16 protein-coding genes are annotated in these 15,378 nt (G+C 71.6%); 6 read left to right on the forward strand and 10 right to left on the reverse strand.

All coding sequences use genetic code 11. The annotated features are described in order from the left end of the window. Nucleotides 1-35 precede the first annotated feature (35 nt). Nucleotides 36-1,901 carry an ABC-F family ATP-binding cassette domain-containing protein gene (locus ACTJK8_RS16860; protein ID WP_063110858.1) on the reverse strand — a complete coding sequence of 622 codons (1,866 nt, stop codon included), beginning with the start codon at nt 1,899-1,901 and terminating at the stop codon, nt 36-38. A gap of 270 nt (nt 1,902-2,171) precedes the next feature. Between ACTJK8_RS16860 and ACTJK8_RS16865 the strand changes: the two genes are divergently transcribed. Further along, on the forward strand, nt 2,172-3,236 hold the full coding sequence (locus ACTJK8_RS16865; protein ID WP_440762251.1) for an HD-GYP domain-containing protein: 1,065 nt from the start codon (nt 2,172-2,174) through the stop codon (nt 3,234-3,236). 27 nt (nt 3,237-3,263) lie between these two features. On the opposite strand, the gene ACTJK8_RS16870 is transcribed toward ACTJK8_RS16865, so the two are convergent. Further along, nucleotides 3,264-4,166, reverse strand: coding sequence for a UDP-3-O-acyl N-acetylglycosamine deacetylase (locus tag ACTJK8_RS16870; RefSeq protein WP_440762252.1), 903 nt, complete (start codon nt 4,164-4,166; stop codon nt 3,264-3,266). Between the two features lie 245 nt (nt 4,167-4,411). On the opposite strand from ACTJK8_RS16870, the gene ACTJK8_RS16875 reads away from it, so the two are divergent. From ACTJK8_RS16875 to ACTJK8_RS16890, 4 genes are read left to right on the forward strand one after another with little or no spacing between them, the layout of a single operon-like run. Beyond that, nucleotides 4,412-5,098 carry a Crp/Fnr family transcriptional regulator gene (locus ACTJK8_RS16875; RefSeq protein ID WP_012319827.1) on the forward strand — a complete coding sequence of 229 codons (687 nt, stop codon included), beginning with the start codon at nt 4,412-4,414 and terminating at the stop codon, nt 5,096-5,098. 4 nt (nt 5,099-5,102) lie between these two features. Beyond that, nucleotides 5,103-6,164 (forward strand): ABC transporter ATP-binding protein, encoded by a 1,062-nt coding sequence (locus ACTJK8_RS16880; protein ID WP_440762253.1) that lies wholly within the window; start codon nt 5,103-5,105, stop codon nt 6,162-6,164. Next, on the forward strand, nt 6,161-7,132 hold the full coding sequence (locus ACTJK8_RS16885) for an ABC transporter permease (protein WP_440762254.1): 972 nt from the start codon (nt 6,161-6,163) through the stop codon (nt 7,130-7,132). The genes ACTJK8_RS16880 and ACTJK8_RS16885 overlap by 4 nt, the downstream gene beginning before the upstream one ends. After that, nucleotides 7,129-7,902 carry an ABC transporter permease gene (locus ACTJK8_RS16890; RefSeq protein WP_029357495.1) on the forward strand — a complete coding sequence of 258 codons (774 nt, stop codon included), beginning with the start codon at nt 7,129-7,131 and terminating at the stop codon, nt 7,900-7,902. Before ACTJK8_RS16885 ends, ACTJK8_RS16890 begins: the two co-directional genes overlap by 4 nt. Before the next feature lie 6 nt (nt 7,903-7,908). On the opposite strand, the gene ACTJK8_RS16895 is transcribed toward ACTJK8_RS16890, so the two are convergent. Further along, a complete protein-coding gene (locus ACTJK8_RS16895) occupies nt 7,909-9,369 on the reverse strand; it encodes a sodium:solute symporter family protein (RefSeq protein WP_043073937.1) in 1,461 nt (486 codons plus the stop codon). Next, on the reverse strand, nt 9,366-9,569 hold the full coding sequence (locus ACTJK8_RS16900; RefSeq protein ID WP_012319822.1) for a DUF3311 domain-containing protein: 204 nt from the start codon (nt 9,567-9,569) through the stop codon (nt 9,366-9,368). The genes ACTJK8_RS16895 and ACTJK8_RS16900 overlap by 4 nt, the downstream gene beginning before the upstream one ends. Before the next feature lie 197 nt (nt 9,570-9,766). Between ACTJK8_RS16900 and ACTJK8_RS16905 the strand changes: the two genes are divergently transcribed. Continuing rightward, nucleotides 9,767-9,997 (forward strand): hypothetical protein, encoded by a 231-nt coding sequence (locus ACTJK8_RS16905; protein WP_012319821.1) that lies wholly within the window; start codon nt 9,767-9,769, stop codon nt 9,995-9,997. A 50-nt stretch (nt 9,998-10,047) separates the two neighbouring features. On the opposite strand, the gene ureG is transcribed toward ACTJK8_RS16905, so the two are convergent. The 6 genes from ureG to ACTJK8_RS16935 form a co-directional block, all read right to left on the reverse strand. Next, nucleotides 10,048-10,665: an urease accessory protein UreG gene (gene ureG, locus ACTJK8_RS16910; protein ID WP_012319820.1), complete on the reverse strand. Its 618-nt coding sequence runs from the start codon at nt 10,663-10,665 to the stop codon at nt 10,048-10,050. 9 nt (nt 10,666-10,674) lie between these two features. Beyond that, nucleotides 10,675-11,385, reverse strand: coding sequence for an urease accessory protein UreF (locus tag ACTJK8_RS16915; protein ID WP_274852159.1), 711 nt, complete (start codon nt 11,383-11,385; stop codon nt 10,675-10,677). Next, nucleotides 11,351-11,845 carry an urease accessory protein UreE gene (locus ACTJK8_RS16920; RefSeq protein ID WP_440762255.1) on the reverse strand — a complete coding sequence of 165 codons (495 nt, stop codon included), beginning with the start codon at nt 11,843-11,845 and terminating at the stop codon, nt 11,351-11,353. The genes ACTJK8_RS16915 and ACTJK8_RS16920 overlap by 35 nt, the downstream gene beginning before the upstream one ends. 12 nt (nt 11,846-11,857) lie before the next feature. Beyond that, a complete protein-coding gene (gene ureC / locus ACTJK8_RS16925; RefSeq protein ID WP_440762256.1) occupies nt 11,858-13,585 on the reverse strand; it encodes an urease subunit alpha in 1,728 nt (575 codons plus the stop codon). Nucleotides 13,586-13,587: 2 nt separating this feature from the next. Further along, nucleotides 13,588-14,208, reverse strand: coding sequence for an urease subunit gamma (locus ACTJK8_RS16930; RefSeq protein ID WP_012319816.1), 621 nt, complete (start codon nt 14,206-14,208; stop codon nt 13,588-13,590). 148 nt (nt 14,209-14,356) lie between these two features. Beyond that, complete coding sequence (locus tag ACTJK8_RS16935; RefSeq protein WP_440762257.1) at nt 14,357-15,370, reverse strand: LysR family transcriptional regulator; 1,014 nt, start codon at nt 15,368-15,370, stop codon at nt 14,357-14,359. Nucleotides 15,371-15,378 lie beyond the last annotated feature (8 nt).

Here is a 15,378-nt window from a genome sequence, read left to right on the forward strand (position 1 = left end):
CCCGCGCGCTCGGCCGAGTCGCGCGGGCCGGCGCGTCACGCCGCCTCGATCTCGGTGCTGACCGTCAGCCACTCCTCCTCGGCGGCGGCCAGCGCGGTCGCGGCGTCCGACCGCATCTTGGCGATCTCGCCGGCCTTGGCGGCGTTCTCCCGGAAGGCGGACCCGTCCTCCAGGGCCGCGTCGATCTTCTGGATCGCCGCGGTCAGCTTGGCCATCCGGGCCTCGATGGCCTCCAGCCGCTTGCGCAGGGGCGCCAGGGCCGCGCGGCGCTCGACGCCGGCGCGGCGCGCCTCGGCCTTCTGGCCGCCGGACGGCTCGGACTCGCGCTCGGCCTCGCGTTCGGGCCCCGACAGGACGAAGCGCCGGTAATCGTCCATGTCCCCGTCGAAGGTCTTCACCGTGCCGTCCGCGACCAGCCAGAGCCGGTCGGCGCAGGCCTCGACCAGGAACCGGTCGTGCGAGACGAGGATGACGGCGCCCTCGTAGTCGTTGATCGCCTCCACGAGGGCCTGCCGGCTCTCGATGTCGAGGTGGTTGGTCGGCTCGTCGAGAATCAGGAGGTGCGGGCCGTGGAAGGCCGCGAGCCCCATCAGCAGTCGCGCCTTCTCGCCGCCCGACAGCTTCTCGACCGGCGTGTCGGCCTTGTTGGCGCCGAAGCCCAGCCGCGCCGTGGCGCTGCGCACCTTCGCCTCCGGCACGTCGGGCATCAGGGTCCGGACATGCGCGTAGGCGCTCTCGGCGGGGCGCAGCTCGTCGAGCTGGTGCTGGGCGAAATAGGCGACCTCCATCTTGGAGGAGCGCTTCACCTCGCCGGCGACCGGCCCGAGCCGGCCGCCGATCAGCTTGCAGAAGGTCGACTTGCCGTTGCCGTTGGCGCCCAGCAGCGCGACCCGGTCGTCCGGCGCGAGGCTGAGGTCGAGGCCGGTGAGGACGATCCGGTCGCCGTAGCCGGCCTTGACCCGCTCCATGGCGACGATCGGCGGAGACAGCGGCTTTTCCGGGCTCGGCAGGTGGATCACCGGCACGTCGTCCTCGAGGAGCGCGGCGATCGGCTCCATCTTGGCGAGCCGCTTCATCCGCGACTGGGCCTGCCGCGCCTTGGTGGCCTTGGCCTTGAAGCGGTCGATGAAGCTCTGCAGATGCGCGCGCTCGGCATCCTGCTTGGCCTTCGCCTTGGCCTGGAGAACGCGCTTCTCCGAGAGCTGCTTGGCGAAGCTGGTGTAGCCGCCGCGGTAGATCGTCAGCTTGCCGCGGTCGAGGTGCAGGATGTGGTCGACGCTCGTGTCGAGCAGGTCGCGGTCGTGGCTGATGATGATCGCGGTGCGCGGGTAGCGCTCCAGGTAATCGTACAGCCAGAGCGTGCCCTCGATGTCGAGGTAGTTGGTCGGCTCGTCGAGGAGCAGCAGGTCCGGCTCCGAGAACAGCACGGCGGCGAGCGCCACGCGCATCCGCCAGCCGCCGGAGAAGTCCGAGCAGGGTCGCGCCTGGGCGGCCGCGTCGAAGCCCAGCCCGTGCAGGATCGCGGCGGCCCGGGCCGGCGCCGAGTGGGCGCCGATATCCACGAGCCGCGTCTCGATCTCGGCCCGGCGCAGCCCGTCCGCGTGCTCGGCCTCCGCCATCAGGCGGGCGCGCTCCGTGTCGGCGGCCAGCACGACGGCGTGCAGCGTCTCCGGTCCGGCCGGCGCCTCCTGGGCGACGGCGCCGATCCGCATGCCCTTGGGCAGCGCCACCGACTTCGCGTCGACCGGGAGGTCGCCGAGAATGGCCTTGAACAGGGTGGTCTTGCCGGCCCCGTTGCGCCCGACGAGCCCGACCCGGGCGCCTTCCGGGATCGTGAAGCTCGCGGAATCGAGAATCAGACGGTCGCCGATGCGATAGGTGAGGTCGTTGACGCGCAGCATGCCGGCGTTCTGGCGGTCCGGACGCCGCGAGGCAAGGGCGGCCTCCGCGCCGACCGGTCCCCCCCCCCCGCGTTGATCCAGCCCCTCCTGCACGACGGCCATGAGAAGTAGCGAACACCAGCTTCGGCAGTCGGAATTTTAACGGAATGCCGTCAAATCTCCCCTGAGTGCTGTGCATATAGCCGGCGATATTATGGTGTCCGGTCCTATAGCGTCCGCACACCGGTGGGTGAAGCGCCCGGGCGGGGGGCGCGCCGCAGGGGGGAGATCTTGGGCCAGACCCTGATCCTGACCGACGACGTCGAGCGCGGCGAGCGGCTCGCGCGCAATCTCGGCGGCGGCACGTCCGTGGTGCTGCACGACCTCTACGGCGACGCCGTCCCGCCGCGGGGCGCGTCGCTGATCATCAGCGACGTCAGCGCGCTGACCTCCGAATCCGTACGGCGGCTGCGCCAAGCGCTGTCCACCGCGCGCGGGCCCGACATCCCGTTCCTCGCCCTGATCCACGGCAATCTCGGTCGCGGCGAGATCCAGGCCACCGCCCTCGGCGCGACCCGCGCGATGCCGGCCTCCGCGGCGAGCGCCATGCTGCTGAACGCGGTCGCGGCGCTGACCAACGCCGCGCCGAGCCCGCCGCGGACCGGCAACTGGCGGCAGAACGTCAACGACGCCCGCTCGGCCTTCGTCAGCCTGTTCCGCGCCGATCAGGTCCCGCCGGCCGCGATGGTCGAGAACGGTGCCGACTTGGTGAACCAAGCGATCCGCGAGGCCAAGGTGCGCGACTGGCTCAAGGTCGTCGCGAGTTTCGACGACGTCACGCTTCGCCACTGCCTGAGCGTCGCCGGCATCGCCGCCGAGTTCGCCCGCGTCCTCGGGCTCAACGAGGCCGATTCCCGATATCTCGTCAAAGGCGCGCTGCTGCACGACATCGGCAAGGCCAAGATCCCGCTCGCGATCCTGAACAAGCCCGCGCCGCTGACGCCGGCGGAGCGCGTCGAGATGGATCGTCACCCGGCGCTGGGACACGAGATGCTGCTCACGGGCGATTACGACGCGCTGACCCTGTCGGTGGTCCGCTCGCACCACGAGTATCTCGACGGGTCGGGCTATCCGGACGGATTGCGCGGGGCGCAGATCCCGGACCTCGTCCGGCTGATCACCATCTGCGATATCTTCGCGGCGCTGATCGAGGCGCGCCCCTACAAGGCGCCGAAAGCCCCGGGCGACGCCTACGCCATCCTCGGGTCCATGAAGGCGAAGCTGGACGCGGATCTGGTCCGCGCCTTCGGCGCCGTCGCGGTCGCCTGCGAGACGCCCCGCCGCGCCTCGGCCTGAGACCGCGGCCAATCGGCGGACCCACGCTCAGACGAGTTCCCAGGCCCCGCCGTCCCGCATCAGGGCGGCGACGAGGGCGTGGTTGAGCTCGTGGCCCGTGTGGAAGGCGCAGATCCGGCCCTCGATCGGGTGTCCGGCCAGCGCCAGGTCGCCGACGAGGTCGAGGACGCGATGGCGGACCGGCTCGCCGGGGACCCGCATGCCGCCGAGCACGTGCCCCCGTACGAGGAGCGCCGCCGAGCGGGGCGAGACGCCCTGCAGGAAGTCGTTGCGCGTCATGTAGCCGTAGGCGCGGCCCGCCATGGCGCGCATGTAGCGGCCGAAGCTGCGCGCCGGCGCGATCTCGCGCTCGAACGTGTCCGATGTGATCGCACCCGACCAGTCGATCGATCCGAAATGCGCCAGCGCGACGTGGCCGGTGATATGCAGGCCCCGGCCCGGCTCGATCTGGAGGCGGCGCCGCCCGTTCTCGACCGCCACCGTGCGCAGCAGCCGCATCACCCGGCAGGGCAGGCCCTGCTCGCGCCGACCGGCGGCCCGGATCGCCTCGCACCAGGGCGTCGCGCTCCCGTCGAAGATCGGCAACTCGTCCGCGTCGATCTCGGCCAGCACGTTGTCGATCCGCAGCGCGCTGAGCGAGGCCATGAGATGCTCGATCGTGCGCACCAGGACGCCGTCGCGCCGCAGCGCCGTGGAGAGCGGCTGCGATTCGCGGTAGTGCCAGTGGGCGGGAACGTCGACGGCCCGACCGTCCTTCAGGTGGCGGCGGAAGACGATGCCGTGGCCGGCCGGTGCGGGGCTGACGCGGACCGTGGCGTAACGCCCGGAATGGAGGCTGCGGCCCGACCGCTCGAAGGGTAACGCGAGCGTCGCCTGCTGGCGGGGACCGGCGGAGGATGTCGAGCGCGGGAAGGGAACGTCTTGATGCATCGGGACTGCCCGCCTCGGCGGGCCAGGAATTTAGCCCTCATACCTGATCCACGCTAATAAACTCCTGTTCATCGGCGCGCGGCTTGACCGCCCCGCCCGCGACCGTCACGATTGGCGCTGCCCGATCGATCCAGCACCGCCCCGGCGGGGCGCGGCTTCACTGTGCGGGCTGCTCCCGTCCCCAGATCTGCTGGCCGGCCCCCGTCAGGGCAGGGACGGAGGCCGGAGTTGAGGGAACACGATCGATGGCGCGGTTGGGGACAATACCTTTCTTCAAGGATCCCGGCATCGAGCTCAGCCCCTACGAGCCCCGCTGCCACTGGCGCCGCTTCGACGAGAACGAGGTCCTCGTCGACTTCGACGACATCTCCACCGACGTGTACTTCATCGCTTCCGGCGAGGTCCGCATCCTGAACCGGACCCAGTCCGGCAAGGAGGTCATCCTGGGTGAGATGCGCGGCGGGGCCTTCTTCGGCGAGCTCGCCGCCATCGACGGGATCGGCCGCTCGGCCAACGTCACGGCGCTGACGCGCGGCGAGGTCTGCGTGGTCCCGGCCCCGGTCTTCCGGCAAATCGTGTTCGCCTCCGAGGCGATCGCCGACCGGCTGTTCCGGCTCCTGGCCAAGCGCGTGCGCGAGCTGAACACGCGGCTCATGGAGCACGCCCTGCTCGACCTCAAGCACCGGCTCTACGCCGAGCTGCTGCGCCTGTCCGTGCCCCGAACCGGCACGGCGGGCGAGCGGGTGGTCTCGCCGCCGCCCTACCACCACGTCCTCGCCGCGCGGATCGGTTGCCGCCGCGAGCAGGTGACCCGGGAATTCACCGCGATGGCGGCGGAGGGTTTGGTCGACCGCACGCGCGGCGCCCTGGTCCTGCGTCGGCCGGACCTCCTGGAAGCGCGCGTGGCCGAGGCGCTGCGCGAGGATTCCTGATCCGTTGTCCGACAGGCCGGCGCCGCGCCTGCGGCTCGAGGAGCTGACCAAGCGCTTCGGCACCCATCGCGCGGTGGACGCCGTGTCCCTCGACCTCGAGGCGGGGGAGTTCTTCTGCCTGCTCGGCCCGTCCGGCTGCGGCAAGAGCACCCTCCTGCGCATGATCGCGGGCTTCGAGAGCCCGACCTCGGGGCGGATCCTGCTGGGCGAGCAGGATCTCACCGCGCGGCCGCCCCATCGGCGGCCGGTGAACATGATGTTCCAGTCCTACGCCCTGTTCCCGCACATGAGCGTGGCCGGCAATATCGGCTACGGCCTGAAGGGCCTGGGCCGCGCGGCCCTGGCCGAGCGGGTGTCGGAGCTGCTCAAGCTCGTGCGCCTGGACGGGTTCGGCGAGCGTCGCCCGGAGACCCTCTCGGGCGGCCAGCGGCAGCGGGTCGCCCTGGCCCGGGCGCTCGCCCGGGAGCCGAAGCTGCTGCTGCTCGACGAGCCGCTCGGCGCGCTCGACCGCGGCCTGCGCGAGGAGACGCAGGGTGAGCTGCGCGCCGTGCAGCGCCGCCTCGGCACCGCGTTCGTCGTCGTCACGCACGATCCCGAGGAGGCGATGATGCTCGCCGACCGGATCGGCGTCATGGAGGCGGGCCGCCTGATCCAGGTCGGGCCGCCGGCCGACCTCTACCGCCGCCCGGCGAGCCGCTTCGTGGCCGGCCTGCTCGGCGACGTGAACCTCATCCCCGGCCGGCTCGGGCCGGCGGCGGGCCCCGACGCGATCCGCACGGTCGAGACCGCGCACGGCCCGGTCCGGGGCTTCGCGGAGGACGAGCTCGCGGAGGGCGCCGCCGTCGTGGTGGCGGTGCGGCCCGAGAACGTGGCATTGGGCGCGGAGGGGCTGCCGGTGGTCGTCATTGACGCCGTGTTCCTGGGCGACCGGGTGCGCCGGACGCTGCGCCTGCCGGACGGTACCACCCTGCGGGCGAGCGGGCGGCCCGCGGAGGCCGGCGCGGCGCCGGGCTCGGACGCGCGCGCCGGTTTCGCGGCCGACGTCGCGGTGATCCTTCCGGCATGAGGACCGGTGTGCCGGACGAGGACCCCGCGGCGGGGCAACCGGGGGTCGGGTCCGCGCGCGGCCGGACCCGCGGCCGGCTGTTCGATCGGCTGGTCCGCCTCCCGCCCTTCCTGTGGCTGGCGGCGTTCTTCCTGCTGCCCTTCGCCATCACGCTCAAGATCAGCCTGTCGGAACCCGCCACCGCGATCCCGCCCTACCTGCCGCTCCTCGACTGGCGCGGCGGGCTCGACGGCTGGTCGGCCTTCCTCGAAGCCCTGAACTTCGACAATTACCTGACGCTCGCCGCCGATCCCCTCTACCGCGACGCCGCCCTCGGCTCCCTGACCTACGCGGGCGTGGCCAGCCTGATCCTCGTCGGGCTGGGGACGCCTCTGGCCTACGCCCTGGCGCGGGCGCCGTCCCGCTGGCAGCCGCTCCTCGTGGCGCTGGTGATCGTGCCGTTCTGGACGAGCTTCCTGATCCGGGTCTACGCCTGGATCGCGATCCTCAAGCCCGAGGGGCTGCTCAATCTCGCGCTGCGCCGCCTCGGCCTGATCGACGCGCCGCTGACCATCCTCAACACCGACGCGGCGGTGATCGTCGGCCTCGTCTACGCCTACCTGCCCTTCATGGTGCTGCCGCTCTACGCGGTGATGAACCGCCTCGATCCGACCCTGCGCGAGGCCGCGGCGGATCTCGGCGCTTCGCCGAGCCGGGTGTTCTGGACCGTGACCGTGCCGCTCAGCCTGCCGGGGATCGCGGCCGGCGCGGGGCTCTGCTTCATCCCGATGGTCGGCGAGTTCGTGATCCCCGACCTGCTCGGCGGGTCTGAGACGCTGATGCTCGGTCGGGTGCTCTGGACCGAATTCTTCTCGAACCGCGACTGGCCGCTGGCCTCGGCGGTCGCCGTGCTGATCCTCGCCATCGTCATCGGACCGGTGGTGCTGTTCCGGGACAGCCTGCGCGCGGGCGAGGGCGAGGCGCCGTGACCTGGGTGACCCGCACCGCCCTGGCGGCCGGCCTGGGTTTCCTCTACGGGCCGATCGCGGTGCTGATCGTGTACTCGTTCAACGCCTCGCCGATGGTGACGGTCTGGGGCGGGTTCTCGACCCGCTGGTACGGCGCCCTGCTCGCCGACGCGCCGCTCCTGTCCGCCGCCTGGGTCTCCCTGAAGGTCGCGGTCCTCGCGAGCCTGCTCGCCACGATCCTCGGCACGCTGGCCGCCCTCGCCCTGGAGCGGCAGGGCCGCTTCCGCGGGCGCGCCCTGTTCACCGGTCTCGTCTTCGGGCCGATCGTGATGCCGGAGGTGATGATCGGCCTGTCGCTCCTGCTGATGTTCATCGGGATCGGGCTGGACCGCGGCCTCGCGACGATTGTCATCGCCCACACGACCTTCTGCACCGGGTTCGTGGCGGTGGTGGTCGGCGCGCGCCTGCGCGGCCTCGACCGGTCCCTCGAGGAGGCCGCGGCCGATCTCGGCGCGGCGCCGGGGCGCGTGCTCATGACCGTGACGCTGCCGCTGCTGGCGCCCGCCCTGGCGGCCGGCGCGCTCCTCGCCTTCACCCTGTCGCTCGACGACCTGGTGATCGCGAGCTTCGTCTCCGGCCCGGGCTCGACCACCCTGCCGATGCGGCTCTACAGCCAGGTCCGGCTCGGCGTGAATCCGGAGATCAACGCGGCCTCGACCCTGCTCGTCGGTCTGGTGAGCGTCGCGGTGCTGCTGGCCTCCTGGCTCACCGGTCGCCGGCGACAGGGCTGAGCGGCGTCACTCCGCGGCCTGCGCCGCCGTCGCGCCCGCGCGCACCGCCTGCGCCACGACGAACGTCACGATGACGTTCACCACCAGCGCCACGATGCCGACATTGACGTCCTGGAGCGGCCCCAGGACCGGCAGCTTCGCCAGGCTGAACCCGGAGAGGACGGTCGCCGCCACCGTCGCCACGCCCGCGACGATCCCGGCGATCGCGGCGCGGCGGTCGAGGGGGTTGCGGCGCATCAGGCTGGTGATGAAGCACGGGAAGAGCTGCGTCACGAAGTTGTAGCCCATGAGCAGGAGCTGCACGATCGTGTCGCCGCCCGACAGGGTGAAGCCGACGCAGACCAGCGCCAGCACCGGCACGAGGATCTTGCACAGCCGCGCGGTGGCGGCGTCGTCCATGCCGGGACGCAGCGGCCGGACGAGGTTGTTCGCCACCAGCGTGACGCCGGCGATCAGGATCATCGAGCCCGGCACGAGGGCGGTGAGCACGCCCGTGGCGCCGATCAGCCCGATGACCCACGGCGGGAAGGTGGCGAGGGAGAGCTTGAACAGCGACAGGTCGACGTCGGGACCCGTGAGGCCCGGCACCTGCATCACGGCGGTGAAGCCGATCACGAACACGAACAGGTTGATCAGCTGATAGATCGGCAGGATCACCGCGTTGCGCCGGAACGCGCCCGGCTCGCGCGCCGTGTAGAGCGACGCGAAGGTGTGCGGCCACATGTAGCCGCCGAGCGCGGTGAGCAGGACCGTGGTGGTGAACCACGTCGGGCTCTGGCCGCGGTCGGGCAGGGCCAGGAAGCCGGGCTTGGCGGCCTCGATCGCCGTGAACAGGCCCTCGTAGCCGCCGTAGTAGTGCACCGGAAGGTAGATCCCGAGGAACACCACCACGAACAGGATGCTGGTGTCCTTGATCACCGCCGTCCAGGCGGAGCCGTGCACGCCCGACACGACCACGTAGGCGGTCAGCGCGGCCGCGCCGATCCAGACCGCGGTGGTCGACGAGATCGCGCCGTAGGACGCCGTCGAGACGATGATCCCGAGGCCCTTGAACTGCAGCACGAGGTAGGGGACGAGGGCGACGATCCCCACGAGCGCCACCAGCATGCCGAGCGCGCGGCTGCCGTACTTGCGCGCGAAGAAGTCGGGCTGCGTGTAGAGGTTGTGCTGCTTGGCGTAGCGCCAGACCGGGGGCAGCAGCCAGTACGAGGTGACGTAGGCGAGCGTCAGGTAGCAGAGGATGTAGTAGGCGGGGCCGCCCTTCCCGTAGGCGATGCCCGAGCCGCCGAGGAACGTGAAGGTCGTGTAGATCTCCCCGGCCATCAGCAGGAAGACCAGGGCGGTGCCGAAGCCGCGGCCGCCGACGGTCCACTGCTCCAGCCCCATCTCGCGGCCCAGCCGCGCGTAGAGGCCGAGGCCGATCGCCAGCGCGAAGCCGGCGGCCACGATGACGAGCGCGACGCTCATCGGGGATCCTCCGGCGCGCGGTTCTGAGGGTCGGTCAGGTAGATCAGCCCCATCACGGCCGAGGTTCCGATCACGCAGAACACCAGCCAGGCGAGGAGCAGCGGCAAGCCGAACACGAAGGGCTCGACCCGGTTCAGGAAGAACGGGCCGACCAGGATGCCGAGGAAGGGCAGGGCGGCCAGCCACCGCAGATTTCGCATGCCTGATACCGTTCAGAAGGCCCCGATATCGCGGGGTGAATCAGTCACGAACCGCTGTCAACGCTGCGAACGCCCGACGGCGCTCATCCCGATCACGTCTGCGTGCTGTGCGCGCGCGCACGCGGCCGCGCTCCCGGCGCGCATATCCTCGTGAGGCGTCGCGCCGTCCGACACGGCGGACGCCGAGGGACTTCACGATGACCCGTTCTCTGACCATCGCGGCACTGGCCGCGCTCCTCGCCGTTCCGGCAGCCCAGGCGGAAGCCCGCGCGCGACACGCGACCGCCAAGGCGCAGCCGAGCGCCGCGATCAAGGCGCGCCAGAACGTCATGAACGATTTCAACGCGCGGATGAGCCGCCTCGACGCGCTCATGGGCGTCCCGAGCACGTCGTCGGTTCGCGCGCGCTCGGCCGAGGCCGGACGCTAGGAAGGCCGAAGGAAGCCCCACGAGCCGGTCGTGCCGGCCGGCTCGTCGGCTCAGCGGCCCAGGCCGCCCGCCTCCTCGACGAAGCGCGCCACCGCGTCCGCGCCCGTCCCCTCGCGCAGGGACGCGAAGACGTAGGGCCGGGTGCCGCGCATCCGCTGCGTGTCGGATTCCATCACCGAGAGGTCGGCACCGACAAGCGGCGCGAGGTCGGTCTTGTTCACGATCAGCAGATCGGACCGGGTGATGCCCGGACCGCCCTTGCGGGGGATCTTCTCGCCCCCGGCCACGTCGATGACGTAGAGCGTGATGTCGGCGAGTTCCGGCGAGAACGTCGCCGCGAGGTTGTCGCCGCCGGACTCGATCAGCACGAGGTCGAGCTTCGGGAAGCGCCGGCTCATCTCGGCCACGGCGGCGAGATTGATCGAGGCATCCTCGCGGATCGCCGTGTGCGGACACCCGCCGGTCTCGACGCCGAGGATGCGCTCCTCCGGCAGGGCGCCCGCGACGGTCAGGATCCGGGCGTCCTCCTTCGTGTAGATGTCGTTGGTGATGGCGCAGATCTCGTAGCGGTCGCGGAAGCGCTTGCAGAGCTGCTCCATCAGGGCGGTCTTGCCGGAACCGACAGGTCCGCCGATGCCGACGCGGAGGGGGCCGTTCGTGGAGGTCATGCTGCGGGCTCAGGATCGGAAGATGCGGGAATACTGGGTCTCGTGGCGGAAGGAGCCGAGGTCCAGGCGGAAGGTGGCGGCACCGAGGGCGTCGAGATCGGACGCGGCGGCCGCCTCGGCGAGCCCGGCGAGGCGCGGGGCGAGGGCGGCGACGACCCGCGTGCCGGCGGCCTGCCCCACGGGCGCCGCCCGGAGAGCGGCGGAGACGAGATTGTGGAGGAAGGCGAGGCCGTAGGCGGCGAGCACGGGCTCCGGCGCCATGCCGTGCGCACCCGCGGCGAGGCCGACCGCGACCGGATAGGCGACCGGCCCCGGCAGTTCCTCCGCCAGGGCGGCGAGGGCGTCGCAGGGCCACGCGCCCCGCGTCGCGTCGAGGAAGCTCCGGCCCTGCTGGCTCGTCTCCAAGTGCAGCTCGCGCGACGGCGCCAGGGCGAGCGCGAGATCGTTGACGGCGACCAGCGCGGCCCCGTCCGAGGTCCGCGCCGCCGCGTGGGCCTGGGCTGCCAGGATCAGGTCGTTGCGCAGGGCGCCGCGCTCGCAGACGTCGCGGAGCCACGCCGTCAGGCTCGCCTCGTCGCGGACATCGCCCGCTTCGACCGCCCATTCCAGCCCGTGCGAGTAGGCGTAGGCGCCGACCGGGTAGCCGGGCGACAGCCACGCCATCAGGCGCAGCGCCTCCAGGGCCTCAGCCGGCGGCATGGTCGTGATGGTGGCCGCCATGCGGGTGCGCGTGGTCGTGCCCGTGCCCGCCGGAATAGGCGCCGCCCTCCGGCCGGAACGGGCGTTCCACCGGCTCGGCGGTGCCGCCGAGGCCCCGGACCATCTCGGCGAGGACGTGGTCGTGCGCGATCCAGACCGCGTCCGACCCGATCTCGGCGGCGATGTGCCGGTTGCCGATGTGCCAGATCAGGCGCTTGAGGGCGTGATCGCTGGGGGCCCGGATCTCGAGCAGGCGCTCCGGTGCGGCCTCGACCCAGACGAGGCGGCCGTCCTGCAGGACCAGGGCGTCGCCGTCCTCCAGCACGGCCGGCTCCGGCAGATCCAGCAGGAATCCCAGCCCCCCGGCGCCGCGCATGGCGACACGGCGGCGGTGGCGGTCGCCGTGATCGAGGACGACGCGGTCGACGATCTCGCCGCCCGACAGGGCGTCGCGGCGGACAATGCGGCTGGCGCGGATCATGGATGGCCGCGCTCAGAACAGGAAGTAGCGCTGCGCCATCGGCAGGACCTCGGCCGGCTCGCAGACCAGCAGCTCGCCGTCGGCGCGCACGTCGTAGGTCTCCGGATCGACCTCGATGACCGGCGTCGCGTCATTCAGCACCATGCTCTTCTTCGAGATGCCGCCGCGGACGTTCTCCACCGCGACCAGCTCCTTCTGCACGCCCAGCCGCTCCCGAAGGCCGTCCTCCACCGCCGCCCGGGAGACGAAGGTGAGGGCGGTGGCGAAGGGCGCCCGTCCGTAGGCGCCGAACATCGGCCGGTAATGCACCGGCTGCGGCGTCGGGATCGAGGCGTTCGGGTCGCCCATGGGCGCGGCCGCGATGCTGCCGCCCTTCAGCACGAGGTCGGGCTTCACGCCGAAGAAGGCCGGCGTCCACAGCACGAGGTCGGCGAGCTTGCCGGGCTCCACCGAGCCGATGTGCCGGGAGATGCCGTGCGCGATCGCCGGGTTGATCGTGTACTTGGCGACGTAGCGGCGCGCCCGCAGGTTGTCGGTGCCGGACGTGTCTCCCGGCAGGGCGCCCCGCTGGCGCTTCATCTTGTCGGCCGTCTGCCACGTGCGGATGATGACCTCGCCGACGCGGCCCATGGCCTGGCTGTCGGAGGACATCATCGAGAGCGCGCCGATATCGTGCAGGATGTCCTCGGCCGCGATGGTCTCGCGCCGGATCCGGCTCTCCGCGAAGGCGAGGTCCTCGGGGATCGACGGGTCGAGGTGGTGGCAGACCATGAGCATGTCGAGATGCTCGTCGATCGTGTTCCACGTGTAGGGCCGCGTCGGGTTCGTGGACGACGGCAGCACGTTCGGCAGCCCGGCCACCTTGATGATGTCCGGCGCGTGGCCGCCGCCCGCGCCCTCGGTGTGGAAGGCGTGAATGGTCCGGCCCTTGAAGGCCGCGATCGTGTCCTCGACGAAGCCCGACTCGTTGAGCGTGTCGGTGTGGATCATGACCTGGATGTCGTGGGCGTCCGCCACCGACAGGCAGGTATCGATCGCCGCGGGCGTGGTGCCCCAGTCCTCGTGCAGCTTCAGCGCGCAGGCACCCGCCCGCACCATCTCGACGAGGCTCTCCGGACGGGACGCGTTGCCCTTCCCGGCGAAGGCAAGATTCATCGGGAAGGAATCCGCCGCCTCGATCATCCGGGCGATGTGCCAGGGGCCCGGCGTGCAGGTGGTGGCGAAGGTGCCGTGCGCCGGGCCGGTGCCGCCGCCGAGCATCGTGGTGACGCCCGAGCAGAGCGCCTCCTCGATCTGCTGCGGGCAGATGAAGTGGATGTGGCTGTCGAAGCCGCCCGCCGTCAGGATCTTGCCCTCGCCGGCGATGACCTCGGTGCCCGGCCCGACCACGATGTCGACCCCGGGCTGCACGTCCGGGTTGCCGGCCTTGCCGAGCCGGAAGATCCGGCCGCGCACGATGCCGACATCGCACTTCACGATGCCCCAGTGGTCGAGGACCACCGCGTTGGTGATCACCGTGTCGACGGCGCCGTCGGCGTTCGTGGCCTGGCTCTGGCCCATGCCGTCGCGGATGACCTTGCCGCCGCCGAACTTCACCTCCTCGCCGTAGGTGGTGAAGTCGCGCTCGACCGTGATCTCCAGGCTCGTGTCCGCGAGCCTGATGCGGTCGCCGACGGTCGGGCCGAACATGTCGGCGTAGGCCGAGCGCGGCAGGCTGGCGGGCTTGGGCGTGTTGGCCATGGTCAGAGCTTGCCCATCACGTCGCCGCGGAACCCGTAGACGGTGCGCCCGCCGGAGAGCGGCACCAGCGCCACTTCCCGCGTCGATCCCGGCTCGAACCGCACGGCGGTGCCCGGCGCGATGTCGAGGCGCTTGCCGCGGGCCTGCTCCCGCGGGAACACGAGGCCCGGATTGACCTCGAAGAAGTGATAGTGCGAGCCGACCTGGATCGGCCGGTCCCCGACATTGGCGACCTCGATCATGGTCCGCTCGGCGCCGGGGTTGAACACGATCTCGCCCGGCAGCGTCGTCACCGCGCCGGGAATGTCGGACGAGGCCGCGCCGCGGATCGGATGGTGCACGGTGACGAGCTTCGTGCCGTCCGGGAAGGTCGCCTCCACCTGGATGTCGTGGATCATCTCGGGCACGCCCTCCATGACCTGATCGGCGGTCAGCACGGTGGCGCCGGCCTGCATCAGGTCGGCCACGGTGCGACCGTCCCGCGCGCCCTCGACCACGAAGTCGGTGATCAGCGCCACCGATTCCGGATGGTTGAGCTTCACGCCGCGGGCGAGGCGATTCCGCGCCACCTGCGCCGCCATGGCGATGAGCAACTTGTCCTTCTCTCGGGGCGTCAGCAGCACGGGCAACCTCGTCGTCGCGGCGGCCGGAGCAAGGATCATGCGCGCGGCGCGGTCAAGGGCGGGCTTCGGCCGTTGCACGACCCGGACCACCGACCGTCGGCGCCCGCGCGCGGAGGCGCGCCGGGATCACGGCGCAGTCACGGCGCAGTCACGGCGCCATGGCGATGAAGCCGGCGAACAGTTCCGGCAGGGCCTCGCCCTTCACGGCACCCGGCAGATCGCGGGGGTGGATGAACTCGTCGCGGAACCAGGGATAGCGCTTCGGATCGAAGGAGGCCCGCAGCCAGTCGATCGTCCGCCGCACGCGGGTGATCCGCTCGGCGTCCGGGTGATAGGTCAGCCAGATGTCGATGCTGAATCGGCCGAGATTGTCCACCGGGACGACCTGGGCGCCGATCGCGCTGGCATATGTCGGCAGCAGGCCGATTCCGGCCCCTTTGGCGATGGCCCAGTAATACGCGCTGCTGACGTTGACCTTCAGGGTGATCGGGACCTTCGCGGGGAAGCCCGGGACCGACCGCACGTAGTCCTCGAGGGCGACGGTCTGGCCGCCGTCCTGCACCACGATCCGGTGACGCTCGAGATCCTCCGGGCGCGCCGGGAGCCCGTAGGTCTCCTCGTAGCTCCGCGCGGCGTACGGCACCATGTGGATCCGGCCGATCTTGACGATGCGCAGGTCCGGGCTGGTCGGCCGCGTCAGCTGGATGGCGACGTCGGCCTCCAGCCTGAGGACGTCGGCGGATTCCATCGCGCAGCGCAGGTCGACGGTCAGGCGCGGGTTGGCGCGCTGGAACTCGACGAGGCGCGGCGCGAGCCAGAAGGCCCCCAGCCCCTCCGTCACGGCGATCCGCACCTCGCCGGTCTCGGCGAAGGGCGCGCCCTCGCCGGTGCGCACGAGGCTGAAGGCGGCCGCCTCCATGCGACCGGCGGCCTCGAGGATCGCGTGGCCCTCGGCGGTGAGGCGGATGCCGTCGACGTGGCGGGTCAGCAGCGGCGCGCCGATCAGCGCCTCGAGATCGTCGATCCGGCGCCGCACCGAGTTCACCGACAGGCCGAGCTTCGTGGCCGCCGAGCGGAAGCTGCCGGACCGCTGGAGCGCCAGGAAGACCCGGATGCTCTGCCAGTCGGGCATCGGATCCCGGCTCGCCTCCGCCTGTTCCATCGACGGAA

Origin of the sequence: Methylobacterium sp. 22177 (assembly GCF_052045615.1) — a bacterium.
Taxonomy (GTDB): Bacteria; Pseudomonadota; Alphaproteobacteria; order Rhizobiales; family Beijerinckiaceae; genus Methylobacterium; species Methylobacterium radiotolerans.